17 protein-coding genes are annotated in these 19,304 nt (G+C 42.8%); all 17 read left to right on the forward strand.

Going from position 1 to position 19,304, the window contains the following annotated elements; translation table 11 throughout:
• The 17 genes from mqnC to hemC all read left to right on the forward strand — a co-directional run bounded on the left by mqnC (position 1) and on the right by hemC (position 19,214).
• The gene (gene mqnC / locus E4K68_RS01760) at positions 1-1,083 is read left to right on the forward strand and encodes a cyclic dehypoxanthinyl futalosine synthase (RefSeq protein ID WP_135377016.1); all 1,083 of its coding nucleotides are present in this window, start codon (positions 1-3) and stop codon (positions 1,081-1,083) included.
• A gap of 4 nt (positions 1,084-1,087) precedes the next feature.
• Positions 1,088-1,852: a twin-arginine translocase subunit TatC gene (gene tatC, locus E4K68_RS01765; RefSeq protein ID WP_135377017.1), complete on the forward strand. Its 765-nt coding sequence runs from the start codon at positions 1,088-1,090 to the stop codon at positions 1,850-1,852.
• A gap of 12 nt (positions 1,853-1,864) precedes the next feature.
• On the forward strand, positions 1,865-2,221 hold the full coding sequence (locus E4K68_RS01770; protein ID WP_135377018.1) for a twin-arginine translocase TatA/TatE family subunit: 357 nt from the start codon (positions 1,865-1,867) through the stop codon (positions 2,219-2,221).
• Between the two features lie 7 nt (positions 2,222-2,228).
• Entirely contained in the window at positions 2,229-3,197 is a 969-nt protein-coding gene (locus E4K68_RS01775; protein WP_135377019.1) for a polyprenyl synthetase family protein, read from the forward strand.
• A gap of 410 nt (positions 3,198-3,607) precedes the next feature.
• Entirely contained in the window at positions 3,608-4,864 is a 1,257-nt protein-coding gene (locus E4K68_RS01780) for a NapC/NirT family cytochrome c (protein ID WP_135377020.1), read from the forward strand.
• Between the two features lie 410 nt (positions 4,865-5,274).
• The gene (locus E4K68_RS01785; RefSeq protein WP_135377021.1) at positions 5,275-6,420 is read left to right on the forward strand and encodes a NapC/NirT family cytochrome c; all 1,146 of its coding nucleotides are present in this window, start codon (positions 5,275-5,277) and stop codon (positions 6,418-6,420) included.
• A 27-nt stretch (positions 6,421-6,447) separates the two neighbouring features.
• Positions 6,448-7,143: a tetratricopeptide repeat protein gene (locus E4K68_RS01790; protein ID WP_135377022.1), complete on the forward strand. Its 696-nt coding sequence runs from the start codon at positions 6,448-6,450 to the stop codon at positions 7,141-7,143.
• An 18-nt stretch (positions 7,144-7,161) separates the two neighbouring features.
• Positions 7,162-8,142, forward strand: a complete 981-nt coding sequence (locus E4K68_RS01795) for a 6-bladed beta-propeller (protein ID WP_243450214.1) — start codon at positions 7,162-7,164, stop codon at positions 8,140-8,142.
• Between the two features lie 106 nt (positions 8,143-8,248).
• Positions 8,249-9,991 (forward strand): cytochrome c3 family protein, encoded by a 1,743-nt coding sequence (locus E4K68_RS01800; RefSeq protein WP_135377023.1) that lies wholly within the window; start codon positions 8,249-8,251, stop codon positions 9,989-9,991.
• Between the two features lie 316 nt (positions 9,992-10,307).
• The gene (locus tag E4K68_RS01805) at positions 10,308-11,321 is read left to right on the forward strand and encodes a hypothetical protein (RefSeq protein WP_135377024.1); all 1,014 of its coding nucleotides are present in this window, start codon (positions 10,308-10,310) and stop codon (positions 11,319-11,321) included.
• A 125-nt stretch (positions 11,322-11,446) separates the two neighbouring features.
• Positions 11,447-12,913, forward strand: a complete 1,467-nt coding sequence (locus E4K68_RS01810) for a cytochrome c3 family protein (protein WP_158291349.1) — start codon at positions 11,447-11,449, stop codon at positions 12,911-12,913.
• A 354-nt stretch (positions 12,914-13,267) separates the two neighbouring features.
• Positions 13,268-13,873: a TetR/AcrR family transcriptional regulator gene (locus E4K68_RS01815; protein ID WP_135377026.1), complete on the forward strand. Its 606-nt coding sequence runs from the start codon at positions 13,268-13,270 to the stop codon at positions 13,871-13,873.
• Positions 13,874-14,038: 165 nt separating this feature from the next.
• Positions 14,039-15,352: a cytochrome c biogenesis protein ResB gene (locus tag E4K68_RS01820; protein WP_135377027.1), complete on the forward strand. Its 1,314-nt coding sequence runs from the start codon at positions 14,039-14,041 to the stop codon at positions 15,350-15,352.
• A 21-nt stretch (positions 15,353-15,373) separates the two neighbouring features.
• On the forward strand, positions 15,374-16,225 hold the full coding sequence (gene ccsB / locus E4K68_RS01825; protein ID WP_135377028.1) for a c-type cytochrome biogenesis protein CcsB: 852 nt from the start codon (positions 15,374-15,376) through the stop codon (positions 16,223-16,225).
• Positions 16,226-16,351: 126 nt separating this feature from the next.
• Positions 16,352-16,990, forward strand: coding sequence for a bifunctional precorrin-2 dehydrogenase/sirohydrochlorin ferrochelatase (locus E4K68_RS01830; RefSeq protein WP_135377029.1), 639 nt, complete (start codon positions 16,352-16,354; stop codon positions 16,988-16,990).
• Positions 16,966-18,303 carry a glutamyl-tRNA reductase gene (hemA, locus tag E4K68_RS01835; RefSeq protein ID WP_135377030.1) on the forward strand — a complete coding sequence of 446 codons (1,338 nt, stop codon included), beginning with the start codon at positions 16,966-16,968 and terminating at the stop codon, positions 18,301-18,303. Before E4K68_RS01830 ends, hemA begins: the two co-directional genes overlap by 25 nt.
• Positions 18,300-19,214: a hydroxymethylbilane synthase gene (gene hemC / locus E4K68_RS01840; RefSeq protein ID WP_135377031.1), complete on the forward strand. Its 915-nt coding sequence runs from the start codon at positions 18,300-18,302 to the stop codon at positions 19,212-19,214. The genes hemA and hemC overlap by 4 nt, the downstream gene beginning before the upstream one ends.
• Positions 19,215-19,304: the final 90 nt, after the last annotated feature.

Raw genomic sequence — 19,304 nt, forward strand, 5'->3', positions numbered from 1 at the left:
GTGCCAATAGAGACCATAAAAATCATTGAGAAACGTCTAGCGGGTGGGCGATTATCTGTCGCAGATGGGGTCAAACTATTACAAGATGCCGATCTTCTCTCATTGGGACAAGGAGCGGATCTCGTCCGAAAGCAAATGCATCCGAAAAGAATAGTGTCGTTTGTTATTGACCGGAATATTAATTATACTAATGTCTGTTCCTGTCAATGTAAGTTTTGTGCCTTCTATTGTAAACCAGGAGACCCCGAGGGGTATATTTTGTCACGCGACTTATTACATGCTAAAATTAAAGAGACTATTGCAGTTGGGGGGACTCAACTATTGATTCAAGGGGGATTACATCCCGATTTGGATCTTGAGTACTTTGAGAATCTCCTGAGAGATATTAAAGCTCATTTCCCCATTCACATTCATTCGTTTAGCCCTCCTGAAATATGGGATCTTGCGAACAAGTCCCAGTTGGCACTCGAGGAAGTCATTCGCCGTCTACGAGAGGCTGGTTTAGATTCGATCCCCGGGGGAGGGGCGGAAATTCTTGATGATCGCGTGCGTCATCTGATCAGCCCTAACAAAATTGGTTGGCAGCAATGGATGGATGTGATGATCACAGCACACAAACAAGGTATGAAAACCACTGCGACCATGATGTTTGGACATGTAGAGACGTTTGAAGAGCGAGTTCTGCACATGGTTCGTGTGCGAGATGTTCAGGATCAAACGGGTGGGTTTACGGCCTTTATTCCTTGGAGTTTTGCCCCTACGAACACTGAACTTGGTGGAGAAGGAAGTACGGGTGTTGAGTATTTGAGGACACTTGCAGTAGCACGCCTGATGATCGATAATGTCCCAAATATTCAAGCGTCTTGGGTCACTCAAGGCGCGAAGATGGCACAGGTTGCTTTACGTTTTGGAGCGAATGATTTTGGCAGTACCATGTTAGAGGAAAATGTGGTGCGAGCTGCTGGTGTACAAACACGTGTCCCATTACAGGAAATTATTCGTTGTATTGAAGATGCAGGTTATCAGGCTGTTCAACGCAATACGCACTACGAATGGCTAAAGGTGTACGGGAAGGAAGTGTAGAGCGATGCGCAGGCGCAAGCGACCGCTCGATGAGGGCAATTTGCCGCTAATGGAACATATCATAGCCCTGCGTAAAGTTCTGGTTATCGCGGCATATGCTATTGCACTGGGTACAATCATTGGATGGTTTATCAGTGATCTAACGTTTGCATACTTGGCTACTCCAGTTACTCGCTTGCAAAAAATCATGTTCATTACAACAACTCCAATGGAGCCTATGCTAGTCAAATTTAAAGTTTCTGTGTTCATTGGTGTTGCCCTTTCGCTTCCGGTAATTATGTGGCAAATTTGGAGTTTCGTGTTACCAGCATTAAAGCAAAATGAACGGAAATACTTATATATGATTGTGCCAAGCTCGGTACTTCTCTTTCTAGGTGGGGCCGCTCTGTGTTTCTATGTGGTATTACCTATTGGGATCAAGTTTTTGCTTTTAACTGGTGGTGGGGGAGTTCAATCGACGCCATTTGTGACCAAAACATCTTACCTTGGTTTTCTGTTGACGTTTCTTTTAACGTTTGGGTTGGTGTTTCAACTTCCAATTGTCTTATTGATTTTGATTCGGATAGGATTGTTATCTCCTCAGACTTTAGCAAAGAAACGACGCTGGGCGATCTTGACAATTGTCATCATGGCTGCTGTGGTTTCCCCAACACCAGATCTGTTTACGCAGCTTCTCATGGCTGGGCCGATGTATCTCCTCTATGAAATGAGTATCTGGCTAGGGTATCTCGTCTCACGCAGAAGAGAAAAAGAACTAGCTGCGAAATAAGGGGGCAAAGACGTGGGCTTTACTGAGATTCTAATGATATTGGCTCTTGCTCTGATTTTATTTGGGCCGGAGGATCTGCCGGATATCGCTCGGACAATAGGTAAGGTAGTTTTTGAAATTCGTAAAGCGACCCATGAATTAACCAAAGAATTTCAAAGCTCAATAAATCTTCCTACTGATGTTCTGAACAAAGCATTTGAACAAACCACTTCATCACGAGTAGCCAAGCCACACTCGCCGCAAACTGTGGCGATAAATAGTAAGGCTGACGAAGAACTTTTAACGTATGAAGACGAAATCCCAGATGATCCACTAGCGGAACTACCATCAGATATGGTATCTTATGAAGAAAAGGGTGCGAGCAGGTGAACCGGTTTTGAAACAACTCTGGCTCTTCAATCAGATAAATTCAGATCTACAACGGGTTGAAAAAGAACTGACAAAATTCGTAGAGACGGATTACCCGATTCTCAATGAATCGGCCGTCCATTTATTGGCTGCTGGAGGCAAACGGCTGCGCCCAGCTTTTACACTCTTAGCCGGTAAATTCTACGGCTATAACTTAGAAAAGCTAATGCCTGTGGCAATGGCTTTAGAGCTCATACATATGTCTTCACTTGTCCATGATGATGTTGTGGACGCGTCGATGACTCGAAGAGGACGGCCAACGGTTAAAGCTAATTGGGGAAATATAGTTTCTATTGAAACGGGTGACTACCTGTTTGCGAAATCATTTGTTCTAATATCAAAGATTGACCATCCGGAAGTTGCACGAATCTTAGCAGAAATCAGCGTTGAAATGTGCCAAGGCGAGATTCAACAGATCAAATCTTCTTTTGATGTAGAACAAAACTTAAAACAGTACTATTATCGTATTAAACGAAAAACTGCGTTGCTAATCTCTGCCTGTTGTAAGTTAGGATCCTTAGTTTCAGGCGCTCCTCGGCGACAAGTATGGGCATTGGGTGCTTATGGACATTCACTGGGTATGGCCTTTCAGATTGTCGATGATGTATTGGATATTACGGCCAAGCCCTCTGAGTTTGGGAAACCCATCGGGGGAGATTTGCGCCAGGGAATTATGACATTACCTATGATCCTTGCTCTCCAATCGTCACCAGAGCCTTATCGCTTGCGGGCCTTACTTGGGAAATTGGACAAAACAGATGAGGATGTAGCGATAACCATTGGGCTTATCAAGTCCACCGGAGCCATCGATAAGTCGATGCAGCTTGTCGATTTATATGTTCTAAAGGCTAAAAAGCATCTCCAAGATCTTCCTAAGGTCCCAACACGAAAGGCCTTGGAAGAGCTGGCTGAGTTTATTCGAGTTCGGAAGTTTTAGAAAGAAAAAAACCAATCTGTAAAAGAAATCTGTAATTTATAAATTACGGGTTTCTTTTTTTGTTCAGTAAAATAACACTACGTTCAAATAACTAACGTCGAGTTAATATAGTGACGTTTACTATCTGCGGAATTGAAAATGTCTTCCAGTAGTGATGTCTAGGCAAACTGACTGCTCCCATATATCAATTTAGTGCCATAATTTGGACTGATACATGCTATATTCAAAACAAATAACGTATGCTAATATGATGTTAAGAAATTTAGTACATTATAAGAAATTTTAGCGAACAATGTCGCAGCTTGTCTATTCCGTCCGCGAGTCTCCGTGCTTGTGAAAATTTACAGAATGTTATTTAAAGGTTCGAGACGGAAAAAATGAATTTTTGCACGAACGGGGGACAACCTAAAATGATTTTCAAGAAAATAGGGAGCTGGGTCAGACGACTTTTGGCTACCATTGGGCGCTTTTTCTCCAACGGGAAGAAGAGATTGTTTAGCATGAACCGCAAAAAGCTGTTGTTGATCGCTTTGGGAGGTGTCGTGGCGATTTCTTTACTGACCGGAGTGGCCCTAAAAGCTACCTCAACTCCCCAATTCTGTAGTAGTTGCCATGAAATGTCGCCGGAATTCGCTACTTGGGAAACAAGCTCTCATTCTAAGATAGCTTGTGTTACCTGTCACATCGAACCTGGAACTATGAGTTTTGTCGAGCATAAAATAAGTTCACTTAACCAATTATATCTTCACCTTACCGGAAAGGTCCCCAATACAATTGTTATGCCCGATCCGATAAAAAATGAAGTGTGCGAACAATGCCACAGTACGGCACGCAAAGTAACGGCCTCGGGGGATATCAACATCCCTCATGATAAACACCTCCAGCAAGGAATTGCCTGCGTAGCATGTCATGCAGGAGTAGTACATGGTTTTGTTGCCGAACGGGGCTTAACCCAGAAAAAAGATTTTCAGACTTGGACTGAATCCAAGGCGGAAAAAATGATGACCTTTGATGATACAAAACTGGCGATGGAAGTATGTCTGAACTGTCATGAACAAGTGAACCAAGGGAAAAAGCCCTGGTTGGAGAATTCAGGTCAGGGGCAGACAGAAAAGCAGAGAGTGGAAGAACAGGGGCAATTAAAAGAAAAAGCTGCGAATGCAACAGGAAAGCTTCTTGAGCCCGCTAAGCCTGCTACGACAGCAAACGCTAGCGGACTACATCCCCCTATGAATTGTAGTGCTTGTCACACAGCGATCAAGACCCCTACTTCTCACCAGACGGATGGCTGGAAAACAACGCACGGAATTACAGCTAGACAGGATGTCACTTATTGCGCATCATGCCATTCTCGAGAAAAAGAGCGTGTTTTGGTGACAAAGAATACCGACGTTAAAGATTACGCCCGTAGTAACACATTTTGTGCGGATTGCCATGCTAAGCGTCCCGACGGGCACTTAGCTGGGAAAGAAGAGTGGCTACCGGCTCACCCATTGGTCATTCAAGATAAAGGTCCTACTAGTTGTCTAACTTGCCATGATATAGAGAAGCCAACGCCGAAGCCTCAATCTCCCACACAGATTCCATTACCAGGGCAAGCTCTTCCTAGTCCCAATCCAGTCAACTGCAACCAGTGCCACTGGTTCAAAAACAATAAGGTATCTTAAAACTGGAAATAAACACAAACGGTGTATAACCCCGTTGAGGTAACAGCAATGCGCAGTGTAAGAAATTCAATCTTCTAAGTGAAAGGAATCAAATGCATTCTCGTTCGCAAAGAAGTCTTCTTACACTGCAATACTTTTCTCTCGTACTATTGCTTAACGATATGTCCTTCCGTATGGTCGGACTGTCGACTCCCAGAGACATTATCCATACGGTTAAACAAAGATGTTATCGTGTTATAGACTACGTTTTAGATACCATATTATGTGAGGTTCACTACAGAATCACTTCATATGGTGGGACGTCTCATGTTCATCACAGTGATCAATGGGATATGAAAGTGCCATGAAGCTTTGCCATGTGGCCTTCAATAAGGGTAATACCCTAAGAGAATGGGTAGGAGGGCTGCTATATGAGCATCAAATCTTTCAAAATAAATAAGAAATTCTTACTAACCATTCTGTTGATATTAGTGGGTGTGGTAGCCCTTTTCTGGGGGACATTTCAGAAAACATCCCAAACTTCCTATTGTTCTTCGTGTCATATGATGAAGCCTGAGTTTTATACCTTAAAGGCTTCGTCACATAGTCAACTGGAATGTGTCGCCTGCCATGTCGAGCCAGGAATCCTGACAAAAGTCAAATATAAACTCGTTACAGTGGAGGAGTTGTTTGCTTCCCTAACCGGTAATTATGGGATCGCGATTACATCGACTACGCCGATTCCAGATGCAACCTGTACTCAATGCCACGACATGAATACACGGAAGGTTACGCCTTCCGGAGATCTTATCATCCCGCATAGCAAACATACCCAAGCGGGCGTCAGTTGTACAGAGTGCCACACTGGAATTGCTCACGGTAATATCGCAGAAAAACGAGCGACCTTTATAACTGATTACGGAAAATGGGATGAATCTACAGGGAAAAGTTTCATGTCAGATTTAAATAGCATCAGACCAAACATGGATGTCTGCCTTAATTGCCACAAAGTAAGAAAAGAGCCTTTGAATTGTAGCGCTTGCCATACAACCTCTATGAAACCTAGTAATCACAACGACGACGCCTTTAAAAACGGGGGACATGGAGAATTGGCAAAAAAGGATATCTTGAACTGTGATTCTTGTCACTCTTATATGAGTAAGGACCCAGTAGAAGTTTCCACAGGGAACGGTGGAGCATTCCAAAAGTTTCTTGCAAAGGATAGCGGAAAAACAGCGACGATATCGGCAAGCGACTATGCGAAAGCCAACACGTTTTGCAAGGATTGTCACTCCAAAAAACCTCCAAGCCATACCGAAAATTGGCAAGAAACTCACGGGGCCATAGCTGACCAAAACAAAGACAAGTGTTTTACCTGTCATGACAATACTCCACGGGGAAATTCACCCGTGACAACAATTACTTGTGCTTCCTGCCACCCGTCAATACACGCTGATGTTCCCTGGCAACAGAGACATCCTATTCAATTACCTGATAAACCACAAGTATCTGAGTTTTGTTATACCTGCCACAGTCAAAATACGTGCGGTAAGTGCCATTCAACAGGGGGAAAATAGAAGCGTTTAATTTAGGAGGAAATCAAAATGATAGATAACAACTTGGTAGTCAATGCAGCGGTTGGGAAGGTAAAGGTACCACAACCACAATCCCCAAAATCTAAAAAAGATAGTTTCACACCTTTGACAAGTGCAGTCTTGATCCTTTTAACCCTAGTGATTAGTGTGGGAGGATGGTATGGAGTCGGAAAATACTTCTTCTGGAGCGACCTCGACATGAAGCGCGTTAATCAACAGTTGGAATTCTATAAACAAAAAGTACAGACCGATCCCAATAACACCCAAGCAAGAGTTGATCTTGGACACACCTACTTCTTAAAAGGAAATGACGGACAAGCAATTCAAGAGTTTAATCAAGCGTTGATTATTGATCCAAAAGATTTTGACGCCTATTACAACCTTAGCTTGGTCCTTATTAAAGAAAAAAGATTTAATGAAGCATTAGAAAAGTTGAATAAAGCAGGTGAACTTTCTCCCAGGGATTACAAGGTGCCCTTTCAGAAGGGTATTGTCTATAGAAATCTAAAAATGTACAAAGAAGCGACAGATTCGTTAAATATGGCCAATACACTAATGCCGACAAATACCGATATTATTTTTGAAATTGGTATGGTAGCGGAAGCGCAAGGGCAAAAAGATAACGCTATCCAGATCTATAAACAAGTTCTTTCGTACGATCCACTTTACAAACCTGCCATTGCAGCATTGGAACGTCTAAAGTAAAAGGGGTGGAGTGAAATAATGAAAAAATATAAAGTGTACCTTAGCATGTTGGCAACGTTTATCGCGGTAACCTGTGTGTTCAGCTACTTTTTCTTATACAAAGACACCAATTTATCTGCTCAGGTACAGAGGGTGGTAAATAGTAAGGCCCAACCAGCCTTTAATCAGATGATATATGGTGGTTTTGGACCTGATGCATTAAACAAACCTATGGATGTGGCTGTTATAAATCAGTTTGTGTATGTAACAGATACAAATAATAAACGTGTGCAAGTTTTTGACCTTGGAGGAACACCCTTCTTCAAATTTGGAAAAGAAGGAGAAGGAAAAGGAGAATTCAAGTTCCCCTATGGGATTGCTGGGGATAAACAAGGTCAAGTATATGTTTCGGATCTCTACAATGGTTGTATTTCCGTATTTGATAGTAAAGGAAAATTTATTAAGTATTTTGCAGAGAAAGATCCCAAAGAAACGATCATCGAAGCTCCCGGTGGACTGAGAATTGTTGGTGACAAACTTTATGTCACAGATATCAAGAAAAGCAAAGTTCTAGTCTTCGACCTGGAAGGAAAGCTGCTCAAGGAAATCGGGAGCTTAGGACAGAAGCCAGGGCAGTTCCAAGCACCAAACGCACTCACACTTGATAAAGACGGTAACCTGTATGTAGTCGATACAGGAAATCAAAGAGTGGAAGTTTTCGACAAGGATTATAAATATGTTCGTTCGATTAACGGATCTTTAAATGGCGCTGGCGATTCTATATTCGTGAACCCACGAGGGATTGGGATTGACTCTCGCGGTATCCTCTACGTTGTAAGTAATCTTACTCATTTCGTTTATGGGTTTGACCTTAGTGACAAGGATAAGAAACTTTTCACTTTTGGTGGCAATGGGGAATCCAATACACAGTTTTCTCTGCCAAACGGGCTCTTTGTAGACCAAAACGATAACGTCTACATTACAGACTCGTCGAATCAAAGGGTAGCAGTGTATAAGTAATAAGGATTCATCAAGGGGTTTTGTTGAGGGGGGGGATCCTATAGGCAAGGCTAAAAAGGCATATAGGAAGAAAAAGATGTTCTACGCAAAACAAGGAGGGTAACAGATGAAGAAAAGGTTTTTGTTCTTAGTGCTTGGTCTGACAATGGTATTATCTTTGTCAATGGCTAGCGTTGCTTTCGCAGCCAATACTAGTGGTGATGGCACTAACACCGCTGGAGGAACGTACCCTATAACTTATCCTAATGGTGATCAGGTACCGGGAAATGATCTCACAACCACTATTTCTACGACTGACGCAGCCCACGACAATGGTCTTGTCAATGCCAACCAAACTGGGGTAGGTGTAGGTACTAATAATGGTACTACAGCAACTTCAACAGTCAAGGTTAAACCCAGTGAGAGAGTACACGGAGAATACCAAAACAACACCGACTCCTGTGCAAGCTGTCACCAAACACATACCGCGGCAGCTGCTAACTTACTCTTCAAAGACGGCGTGTATGATACCTGTATAGCTTGTCATGATGGTACACTTGGTGTCTTGAACGTTTTTCAAGGTTCTACAGCGGGTACCTTTGGTGGTAACGCAGCTGGAAACGCTTCAATGCATTTATCGACCGGTGCCATGGAAACCAAAGCAGCTCCTGGCGGTAACCATTCGGATACAAGCGCTAATGCCCCGGGTGGAACAGGCTGGAACTCAGAATTTAACTGTGCTAGCTGCCATTCTCCACACGGTTCGTACAGTGACCGTTTGCTTAATTACAACCCGAACAGCATTGGTAGCACAGATATGTACTTCAGAGCAGCTGACGGAAGTTATACAGATAAAGATGGTAAAGCTTCGGCTACTCCTGTAAGTACAGGTAGTCTGAAAGTAGGTGGGGCAACTGTATTAGATACACTGCCAACTCCTGTCGATGCCTCGGCTCCAAACTATGTTGTTTACAGAACAACTTCTGATAGCGCTACCTTAGATACTAAAGTGACTCAAGAAGCCGCTGGTACACCAGTTATCGTTCTGATGAAGAAATCCGGTACTACGTATAAACGTGACCTGACTCCTTGGATTAACGATTCCGCTTCCAGCTCGAGAGCTAATTTTACTAACTTCTTTAGTGCCTACACGTATAATGGAACCAAAACTAAGCTTGCATTCTCCGCAGATCCTGCAGCTGCAACCAATCAAATAGTTCTTAAGATTGGCTATGCTTATGCCAAAAATGGTGCTTTAAATGGTCTCGCATCTGCCGTCGCAGCGGACATCTCTCGTGCCGTTGTCGTCAAATTCGACTTCATGGCAACCGATGAAGGGACCTTCAATGGTCTGCCAATCAAACAAGTTGACATTAGCAGCTACGCCAAGAGTGGATATGGCGTACAAATAGCTCAATACTGTGCCGCCTGCCATACGGATTACCTCGCTCAATCCGGAACCGCAACTGGTGTATGGTCTACTGCATTCCGTCATACCACGACTAGCGACACCTATACTTGCTTGAAATGTCACTTTGCCCATGGTACGGACGTCAGTGTAATGCTCGATTCCAAAGATCAATCTATTAAAACATTGACTGCTCCAGGCGGACAATTTGATGGCAATGTGGCAGCCGCTACAGCTTACCTGCTCGATGTTAACCCGTCTTCAGCACTCAAACGATACACTAACATGTCAATTTGTTGGAAGTGCCATACCAGCTCACACTCTGGAGACTTTATCAACAACACTTATGTAAGTGGTGTCAATTCAAGTGTTAAATCTTCGACTGAATACAGCACTCAGGGCACAAATGTTCCTAGTGGCTGGGTAGACCCAACTCAAAGTACTCTTCCTTACGGTAAATAATAATTACAAAGAAGTCTGAATCAACAATACCACATTAATGATCATAGAGGTCGTATCCCCTAAGACTTCGAAAAAGTTTCAGAAAGGCCGATCGCCTTCGGGTGGTCGGCTCTTTCAACGTTTTGTCTGAAATTATACGAGGAAGTTTTTCTAGTGTTTCCAAAGGGTTTTAGAAAGAGCACAGTTCATATTGACGAGAATCAAACTTGGTGATATTTGTACTAAATTATGCAAATGCTATAGGTGTAATGAACTGAAGTTGAATATTTTACATTTTTTATAATGTATTTAAATAGTTTTAGGCTAAGGAAGAAGGTTGAAGAAAATTATTACTAAGAAAAATCGCTTATTCGCTGTTATTCTCTTAGTATTGTTGTCCGTTGCAGGAATCAGCGGATATTGGTGGATGAAAGTTCATACTGGCCCCTCGGTCGCTCCCTTAACTGCGGAAAAGGTGAGAGCAGGTCTGCCTCATTATATTTTTACGATCGATGGAAGACTTAATGCTTCTGATCCCATCAATACTGTTAAAGCGCTAGAGGGACCGTTAGCAGTAGCAGTTTCTTCTGATCGAGTTTTTGTGGCTGATACAGGTCGTTCTCAGATACAGGTGTATAGCCGTGAAGGTAAATGGATCTCTTCTTGGGGGAAAGGAAAGTTAAATTATCCTTTTGCTCTGGCATTCGGTAATAATAAACTTTATATTGCTGATCCAAACCTCATGGAACTATTTACCTACGATATAAAGGGCAATGAGCAGACAGCGCTTTTAAATAAACAGAGGTTAAAATTAACGAGTGGTAAACAAGGAGAAATTATTCGCCCAACAGCGGTTCAAGTTGGGGCGGATAACCTTATATATGTAGCTGATGTAGGCAATCAAGTAGTCTTAGTTATGGATACTAGTGGCAAAATTATTCGCTACTTTGGTGGTGCCGGTATAACAGATGGAAAGTTTCAATATCCTAATGCCTTATACGTTGCGAAAAACGGCAAGGTCTACGTGTCAGACACCAATAATGGCCGGATTCAGGTTTTCGATCAGCAGGGACAGTTTCTGCTCAAGATTACTGGTACTCAAGGAAAAAGCGGCGCATTAGCTCTACCGAGAGGTTTGGCAGTGACAGACTCTGGAATTATTTTTGTAGTTGATGTTTTTACACATAGTTTGCGGGCTTATAATGAGAAGGGTAATGAGTTATGGTCTTTCGGTGGTAACGGTAATGGTAATGAAAAGTTCAACTTCCCTAATGGGCTTTGTATCGATTCAGAGGGAAGAATTTATGTGACTGACCGTGAGAATAACAGGGTGCAGGTTTTAGGCTACTAAACGTTGGCAATACCACACCGCTAGTAAAATGATTTGGAAGAACGGGTTTTGAGCTGTAATATACCATAACCATTCTCTGACGAACCTGTTCAATGTGTATTTATAAAGAAGAAGGTGTTGTTAATATGAGTATCTTCTCAAAACGTTGTTTGTTGCTCATGTTTTTTGGCGGTATTATATGCCTATCTATCTTTTGGTCGGATCAACTTGTTAAAGCAGCAGATGGTACAGAGGGCATTAACGATGTCTCAGTCGAAATTGGGGCGCTTCAGAGCGACACAAGTCAAATCACACTTAGCTGGCGATTAGTGCCACCTGCTAACGGTGGAACAATCAGCTATGATATAGAGAAGAGTACTGACGGTGGGTTAACATTTGTGCCCATAGCAAATATTTCTGTTACAACCTGGACAGATAATAATGGAGGCAACGGAGTGCCGAATTACACTAATGTCATTTACCGCCTCAGGAGTGAAGAGACAGTTGGTGGAACTTCTACCCCTAGCCCCTATGGTTGGCCTGTTAAAGTCTTTCCTCCTAACATAAATATCCATGACAACTACATGAGCAATACTAATCTCTGCAGTAATTGTCACTCTACTCATAACGGAAAAGCAGACCAACTCCTGACCCTGAATAATGTTACGACGACATCAGCATTATGTCTTACTTGCCATGAGGGGGCAACTAATTCAAAATACGATGTAAACAATGGCTATACTAAGACTGAAAATGGTATTGTGCGTTCATTAGGAGGGGCATTTGCTCATAACGGTAACGGAGACGCAGGGGAGCCTTGGGGAGGAGTTTCAACTACGTCTGCCCATAAAGTCGATGAGACTACGGCTGAACCAGCTCCTGGATACGGTGGGACGAATGCTAGCCAACCTATGACTTTGGGGTGTACATCTTGTCACAGTGCGCATGGGACTGGTAACTACCGCATGTTGAAAAACACCATTGCTGTGCCAACTGCGCCGGATACCTCGACCTCTTACGATGTCAGCGTGGTTGCGGGTGCGGTGACGAAAAATCCAAGTTCGGGTGAAAACCCTGTGTATTTTTCCGGCGCAGAAACACTTTGTCAGAGTTGTCATGGCGACTATACAACGGGTAAGAGTGGCCACCCTGTCAATGCTACTCTTGGAGCATTGACAACCTCACTGCCTTTAGAAGGAACAACGACTGACAGGGATAACAATACCCTTAAGATGACGTGTCTTACTTGCCACTATTCGCATGGCTCAACATCAGACAATATTACGGTTAGTTCCGGCAATGATTTGTGTTGGAAGTGTCATGTCCCCGCACAATATGGAATGCCGAGTGATCCTGATACCACAACTTCTGGTTTCTCTAATACTTCGCAACAAAACCTGCATAACTTTTCAGGCACTTCTGGAGGGCATTTAGGAACCTGCTCTTCATGTCATATAACCCATGGAGATAACGTGAAGGGGTTGTTAGTTGGTGCCAGCAATCCGATCACAGCTATTGATAATAAAGCAGGAACAGGTCAGTGGGAATATTCTTCATGTACAACATCCTGTCATCAGGCTGTATCCGAGCCTGCACCTGATTCGGGTGCATAAAATAACTCTTACTCACTAAGTAAGAGTTATTACAACAAGGGTTGGTTACTTTCTGATATCCTCACTAGTGAGATGAATCTGTTCATTTTTTATTGACAACATCATTATTCGTGGTTAAAATAAAAATGAACAGATTCATTAAATGATCGGATTCATTTTTTATAGGAAAAAAATAAAGGTCTGTTCTGAAAAGCCTCTTATATTTACTGTTTAGTGACAATAATAAGTGCATACCTAAAAAATTCCGATAAATTAGGTATGCACCTATTTATTTCTCAACGAATTTTGACTAAGAACCTGTTCCTGATCAATGTGAATATATTCATAAATGGCTGACTCTCTGGGGGGGCAAAAATGCAGCAAGAAATAGGTAAGCGTGAAAGAAAAAGGCTTCGGACAAAAAAGACAATATCAGAAATAGCGGTAAAGTTATTTTTCAACAAAGGACTTAATGAAACTACAGTTGCGGAAATTATGGAGGAAGCAGATCTTGGAACAGGCACTTTTTATAATTACTTCGAATCTAAGGAAGCTATTCTAAAATACTGCCTTGCTGAAAGAATTGTCAGTGCTCAACAAACTCCTGAAGATATACAGACATCACCCATAAATGCAACCCAGAAATTGTTTCAAATGTTACAAGCCGTAGGAAAAACTTATGAAGAAAACCAGCCACTAATAAGTTTATACATGAAATTTTATCATAATCACGATAAAGTCGATAGGAAGGCACCCCATGGAGCCAGGTTTAAGGAGATTCTAACTAGTATCATTCGAGAAGGACAAGACACAAATGAGTTCCGAAAAGATATTCCGCCCGAAATAATCAATGAGATGTTTTCTGGTATTTTAAACTCCACAATGTGTAGCAACCTTGAACTTCGCTTTATGGATAATATCAATTATAAACTTTCTTTGCTATTAGAAGGTGTTGTTAAGAAGAAAGAGGGCGAGGTGTGATAATCTCTTATTTTTCAGTTCTGAGTTCAACCCTACCAGATCGGAATTCAATGTCCGAATAGGTTTAAATATAGTTAAGACTTGTCGATCTTCCGGCGTCGCATATTACGATATATTTGTGTAAATAATACTTGAATTAGGTCATAGACTGGGAGGGTAAAATTGATGGAGGAAAATGAAAATTCGAAGGATTGGGTTGATCGAATTTGGAGGGCCTTTAGTTCCATGAAGATGGGACTAGCTCTTTTAGGGATCATTGCTCTTGTGTCCGGGATTGGAACACTAATTCCTCAGTCAGAGCAGGACCCTGAGAAGGCTAAAGCAGTCGGACAATTATGGCAAACGTTGGGATTGACACATCTTTTTAGTACCGTTTGGTTTCGTTTGTTGCTGGGTCTATTGTGTATTAATCTCATCGTGTGTAGCCTGCAGAGGTTTAGAGGTATTTATCGACAGACGTTTAAGCTGAGTCCACCGTCAAATTTGGCAAGAGTACCACAGAAAAATCGAAGGGTAGTCAAAGGAGAGGGTACAGTACTTCGGGAATCCGTACAGGAGTTCTTGAAACAAAAAGGATACCGATTTATGTTTAGTGACCAATCTGATCAATGGAGTTTTACTGCCATCAAACGTCGATTCGGAAACTGGGGATCATTTATCACCCATCTTTCATTTGTAGTTTTAGTGCTTGGGGCCTTGTTAGGATCTGTCCTAGGCTTTAAAGGATACTTTATGGAAGGAGCCGGAAAGACTTTTCCAATACAAGGAATCGAGCTCTCCAAAGGGAACGTGTCCGAAACGTTTAGTGTTCGCATAAATTCTGCAGAGGATCGACTTTTGCCCAACGGCGAACGGGATAATTGGTATACAGATATGAGTATTTTAGAAAATGGACAAGAAGTGGCAAGGAAGACCTTGTCGGTGAACCATCCGTTTAATTATAAGGGAATTACCTTCTATCAAGCGAATTTCGCCAATGGTGCCCATTTCACGGCAGACATGAACGGTCAAAAGACCCCAGTTGTTTTGCGTGAGCAGGGACAAAATTACTTTCAAGCCCCAGGAACGGAACTTTATCTCATAGCAACGACTATTATGAAAACAAGTTCTTCACAGAAGGCGGGTGTTCTGTACCAGGTATACAAAGGCACTGGGGCAGAGCCAGTCCAATCCGGTCAGCTCACGTCTGGACAAACAATTGATGTACAAGGAACCTATCGATTAACGTTTGACGGCACTGCTGGATTTACTGGGTTACAAGTCAAAAAGGATCCAGGGGTCGTTATTATCTGGTTGGGGTGTGCGTTATTGGTAGGTGGGTTGTTACTTGCCTTTTATTGGCAGCCTGTGGTTATCTCTGGAATTCTAATACCCGAAAACGGAACCCAAGGAACCCTTACAGTGGGAGCGTTATCAGGGAAGGCGACGAGTAGTTCTCACGATGCACTGGAACAATTTGTTAATTATGTCGCAAATTGACGGGAACAAGGAGGGTACTGTATGTTAGAAAGTCTTGAAACAGCCATGTTTTACATTGTAGTAATGGCCTGTACCTTATGTACGCTGTTGTATTGGATTTGGATTGGCTCAAAAAAAGAAATCGTTGGGCGTTTTGCGACATATCTTACCGTCGTCGCCTTGATTGCTAATATCACTGCTATCATCTTAAGAATGATCACTTCGGGGCATGCGCCACTTTCTAATGGGTATGAATTTCTTCTGACGTTCGTAGGAGGGATTTTAGCTGTTTATCTGTTTGCCGAGTTCCGCTATAAGCTAAGGTCCCTCGGCGCTTTTGTCATGCCGATTCCATTCTTGCTGTTGATGTTTATTATAATGACAATGGGACCCGAGGAGCGAATTGCCCAGGCCATACCTCCGGCGCTTAAGAGCCAATGGCTCACATTTCATGTGCTAACGGCAATGTTTGCTTACGGCGCGTTTGCAGTATCCTTCGGACTAGGAATTATGTATTTGCTTAAATTAAGTAAAGGTGACAACGGGAATAAATCGAATCCACAGGGGATTGTGTCTCGTTTCCCCTCGCTGGAGGTATTGGATGAACTGTCCTACAAGGTTGTCGGATTTGCGTTTCCGCTCTTGACACTCTGTATTATAACGGGCGCAATATGGGCGGATTATGCCTGGGGTACGTACTGGTCATGGGATCCTAAGGAGACGTGGTCTTTAATCACTTGGATTATTTACGCTGGATTTTTGCATGCAAGGTTGATGTATGGTTGGAAAGGGAAAAGGGCGGCATGGATGGCGGTTTTCGGTTTTCTAGCAGTGCTATTTACCTTCTTCGGTGTCAATTACCTTCTACCCGGGCTACATTCTTATGCCCAATGATTAAAATTGCATAAATAGCATGAGCTAATTATTGGATAATTAGAAGATATTTCATTTATTACAAGGAAAATGTTAAACTAAGACGAATAAAAAGAGAATAAAAGTTGGAGAAGGAGACTATAGTTCATGTCGCAGTATTATCCAATATTTATGGACTTAAAAGCTCAGCCGATTTTGGTCGTCGGAGGAGGGATCGTGGCTTTACGCAAAGTGCAGACCCTCTTGCATCATGAAGCTATTGTTAATATTGTCTCTCCTCGGCTTATTCCAGAGCTTAAGGAGCTGATCGACGACAAAGCATGTTTTTGGTTAGAGAAGGAATATTCCGCAGAAGATATTCAAGAGGCTGTTCTTGTTTTTTCATGCACTGAAAAAGAGGACGTTAATGCTCATGTGTCTTTTGATGCTATAGCACATCATCGACCAGTGAATGTCGTAGATGACCCTGAAAAATGTAGTTTTATTGTTCCATCGATGATGGAACGAGGGGATTTGAAAATTGCAGTATCTACGGGAGGAAGCAGTCCCATTGTAGCGCGGCAAGTCCGAGTTGAATTAGAAAATTTGTACGGCCACGAAATGGCAGAATATCTCTGCTTGCTTAAAACTTGGCGGAACCTTGCTAAGAGTAAGTTATCGCTCGAAAAGCGGGGTATTTTTTGGAATCGTGCTACGGATGGTGAAGTGAAGGAACTCATAAAAGCCGACCGTTTAGCCGAGGCGGAAGGAGTGGTAGAGCGGTGTTTCCTGTCGCTATTGGATTAAATCACCGGAGCGCGCCAGTTGAAATTCGAGAAAAGATGAGCTTTCATCCCTCCCAAATGAAGGAAGTTTTAAGAGAACTTAAAAGTTATCCAGGACTTGAGGGGGTTGTAATTCTCAGTACCTGTAATCGTACAGAGGTCTATGCTGCCACAACAAATGTAGAAGTAGGAATTATTTCGATTAAAAAATTCTTGGCCGACCACCATGGCATTGAAGAAAAACTTCTTGATCAGTATCTATATGTACACACCTTGTATGATGCAGTGCGTCATCTATTTCGTGTAACTTCCGGTTTGGATTCGATGGTTCGTGGTGAGACACAGATCCTCGGACAGGTCGCCAATGCTTATGAACAAGCGAGTCATGCGGAAGTCACTAATAAAGCGATCAATGTATTTTTTCAGACTGCTTTGGCGGTTGGTAAACGGATTCGTACGGAAACGTTGATTGACCAACACCCTGTTTCAATCAGTTATACTGCAGTCGAGCTCGCCAAACAACAATTTGGAGAACTAAACGGCAAAGGGATTTTAATTATGGGAGCAGGGGAGATGAGTACTCTAACTGCTAAGAATTTGGTTGCTGCAGGAGCTTCAACCGTCTTGGTTTCGAATCGCTCATATGAAAAAGCCATTATCTTGGCTAATGAATTTTCTGGGCGCGCCGTGCGCTTTGATGATATGGATCAGTACCTCGAAGAAGTGGATATCGTGATTTCCGCAACAGCTTCAACCCATTTTGTCCTCTTGCCGGAACGAATGCAGGAGGTCATGAGCAAGCGGCAGGGGCGACCTATGCTGTTGATTGATATAGCAGTGCCACGCGATATCCACCCTGAAGTAGGGGATATTCCACTCATAACGTTATTTGATATTGATGATTTACGTGGAGTTATTGATCGCCATCATCAGGAACGAGAAATTGCAGCTCTAAGTGCAGAGAAGATTGTTGATGAGGAAATGCATCTTTTTCTTAAATGGCATAATTCATTGTTTGTTGTTCCAACAATTGTTGCCCTACAGCAAAAAGGGCAACAAATTAAAGAATTGCAGCTAAATCGTGCGCTTGAGCGTTTAGGTGGATTAACGCCGAAACAGGAAAAGCACGTACGTTCCATGGCGAACTCCATTGTTAACCATCTCCTTCATATACCAATTACGAACCTTAAAGAGTATGCCACGACAAGTCAAGGCCATCTTTATACAGAAATTTTACAAAACCTTTTTGATTTGGATGTTGAAGAAGAAACCAAACGTCAGGTCTCAGTAGTGAATCAGCATCCAGGACAAGTGCGTCATGGGAGGGCAGAATGAAAAACATTCGTATTGGGACTCGGGATAGTCAATTGGCCATGTGGCAAGCCGAGTGGGTTAAAAATCAACTAACGATCGTTTATCCTCATCTTCAATTTGAACTTGTTCCCATGAAGACCAAAGGGGATAAGATTTTGGATGTTCCACTTGCTAAAATCGGTGACAAAGGATTATTCACCAAAGAGTTGGAAAATGGTTTGCTGAATCATGAGCTTGATATGGCAATCCATAGTCTCAAAGACATGCCAACCTTGTTGCCAAAAGGGTTAATGATTTGTACCTTTTGCGAACGAGAAGAGCCGAGAGACGTTTTTTTGAGTAGGAATGGAACCCGTCTTGAAGAACTGCCCCCTGGGGCCGTTATTGGCACAAGTAGCCTACGGCGGAAAGCGCAACTCAAACACTATCGCCCAGACCTTGACTTTATGGATTTGCGTGGGAATCTTCAAACGCGGTGGAGGAAGTTACAAGAGTCTAATATGGATGGAATTGTTCTTGCTGCTGCTGGTGTGAAACGGTTAGGGTGGGAAGAGCGAATTACTCAGATACTACCGGAAGACATGATGCTTTCTGCAGTTGGACAAGGTTCTATTGCGATAGAAATTGACGAGAAGCGTTTGGACATTATGGAATTACTTTTGCCGCTTAATCATCGTGCCACTGAACAAGCAGTGCGAGCGGAACGTGCTCTAATGCGTAAACTCGAAGGGGGATGCCAAGTCCCCATAGGAGCTTTGGCGCGAGTGGTTGAAGAAGAACAGATTATTCTCCGAGGAATGGTGGCGAGCGTAGATGGGGTTCGCCTGATTCGTGCAGAAGCTCAGGGAACCGATCCGGAAGCAGTAGGTTTCGAAGTCGCCGACCGGCTGATTGACTTAGGCGCTACCTCAATATTAGCGGAAATACGATAAGCACCTGCACTACAACGCTCACCTCGTAATGTCGTGTGCCAATTAGGGAGTTTGAAGGGGCTGCGCCATGAGAGCAGTTCACGAAGTCGG

Origin of the sequence: Desulfosporosinus sp. Sb-LF (assembly GCF_004766055.1) — a bacterium.
In the GTDB taxonomy this organism is placed as follows: Bacteria; Bacillota; Desulfitobacteriia; order Desulfitobacteriales; family Desulfitobacteriaceae; genus Desulfosporosinus.

What these genes read in the sequence shown, in the direction of transcription:
- tatC (WP_135377017.1), top strand. Translation starts at nt 1,088, where the DNA reads ATGCGCAGGCGCAAGCGACCGCTCGATGAGGGCAATTTGCCGCTAATG.
- E4K68_RS01780 (WP_135377020.1), top strand. Translation starts at nt 3,608, where the DNA reads ATGATTTTCAAGAAAATAGGGAGCTGGGTCAGACGACTTTTGGCTACC.
- E4K68_RS01785 (WP_135377021.1), top strand. Translation starts at nt 5,275, where the DNA reads ATGAGCATCAAATCTTTCAAAATAAATAAGAAATTCTTACTAACCATT.
- E4K68_RS01790 (WP_135377022.1), top strand. Translation starts at nt 6,448, where the DNA reads ATGATAGATAACAACTTGGTAGTCAATGCAGCGGTTGGGAAGGTAAAG.
- E4K68_RS01795 (WP_243450214.1), top strand. Translation starts at nt 7,162, where the DNA reads ATGAAAAAATATAAAGTGTACCTTAGCATGTTGGCAACGTTTATCGCG.
- E4K68_RS01800 (WP_135377023.1), top strand. Translation starts at nt 8,249, where the DNA reads ATGAAGAAAAGGTTTTTGTTCTTAGTGCTTGGTCTGACAATGGTATTA.
- E4K68_RS01810 (WP_158291349.1), top strand. Translation starts at nt 11,447, where the DNA reads ATGAGTATCTTCTCAAAACGTTGTTTGTTGCTCATGTTTTTTGGCGGT.
- E4K68_RS01815 (WP_135377026.1), top strand. Translation starts at nt 13,268, where the DNA reads ATGCAGCAAGAAATAGGTAAGCGTGAAAGAAAAAGGCTTCGGACAAAA.
- E4K68_RS01820 (WP_135377027.1), top strand. Translation starts at nt 14,039, where the DNA reads ATGGAGGAAAATGAAAATTCGAAGGATTGGGTTGATCGAATTTGGAGG.
- ccsB (WP_135377028.1), top strand. Translation starts at nt 15,374, where the DNA reads ATGTTAGAAAGTCTTGAAACAGCCATGTTTTACATTGTAGTAATGGCC.
- E4K68_RS01830 (WP_135377029.1), top strand. Translation starts at nt 16,352, where the DNA reads ATGTCGCAGTATTATCCAATATTTATGGACTTAAAAGCTCAGCCGATT.
- hemC (WP_135377031.1), top strand. Translation starts at nt 18,300, where the DNA reads ATGAAAAACATTCGTATTGGGACTCGGGATAGTCAATTGGCCATGTGG.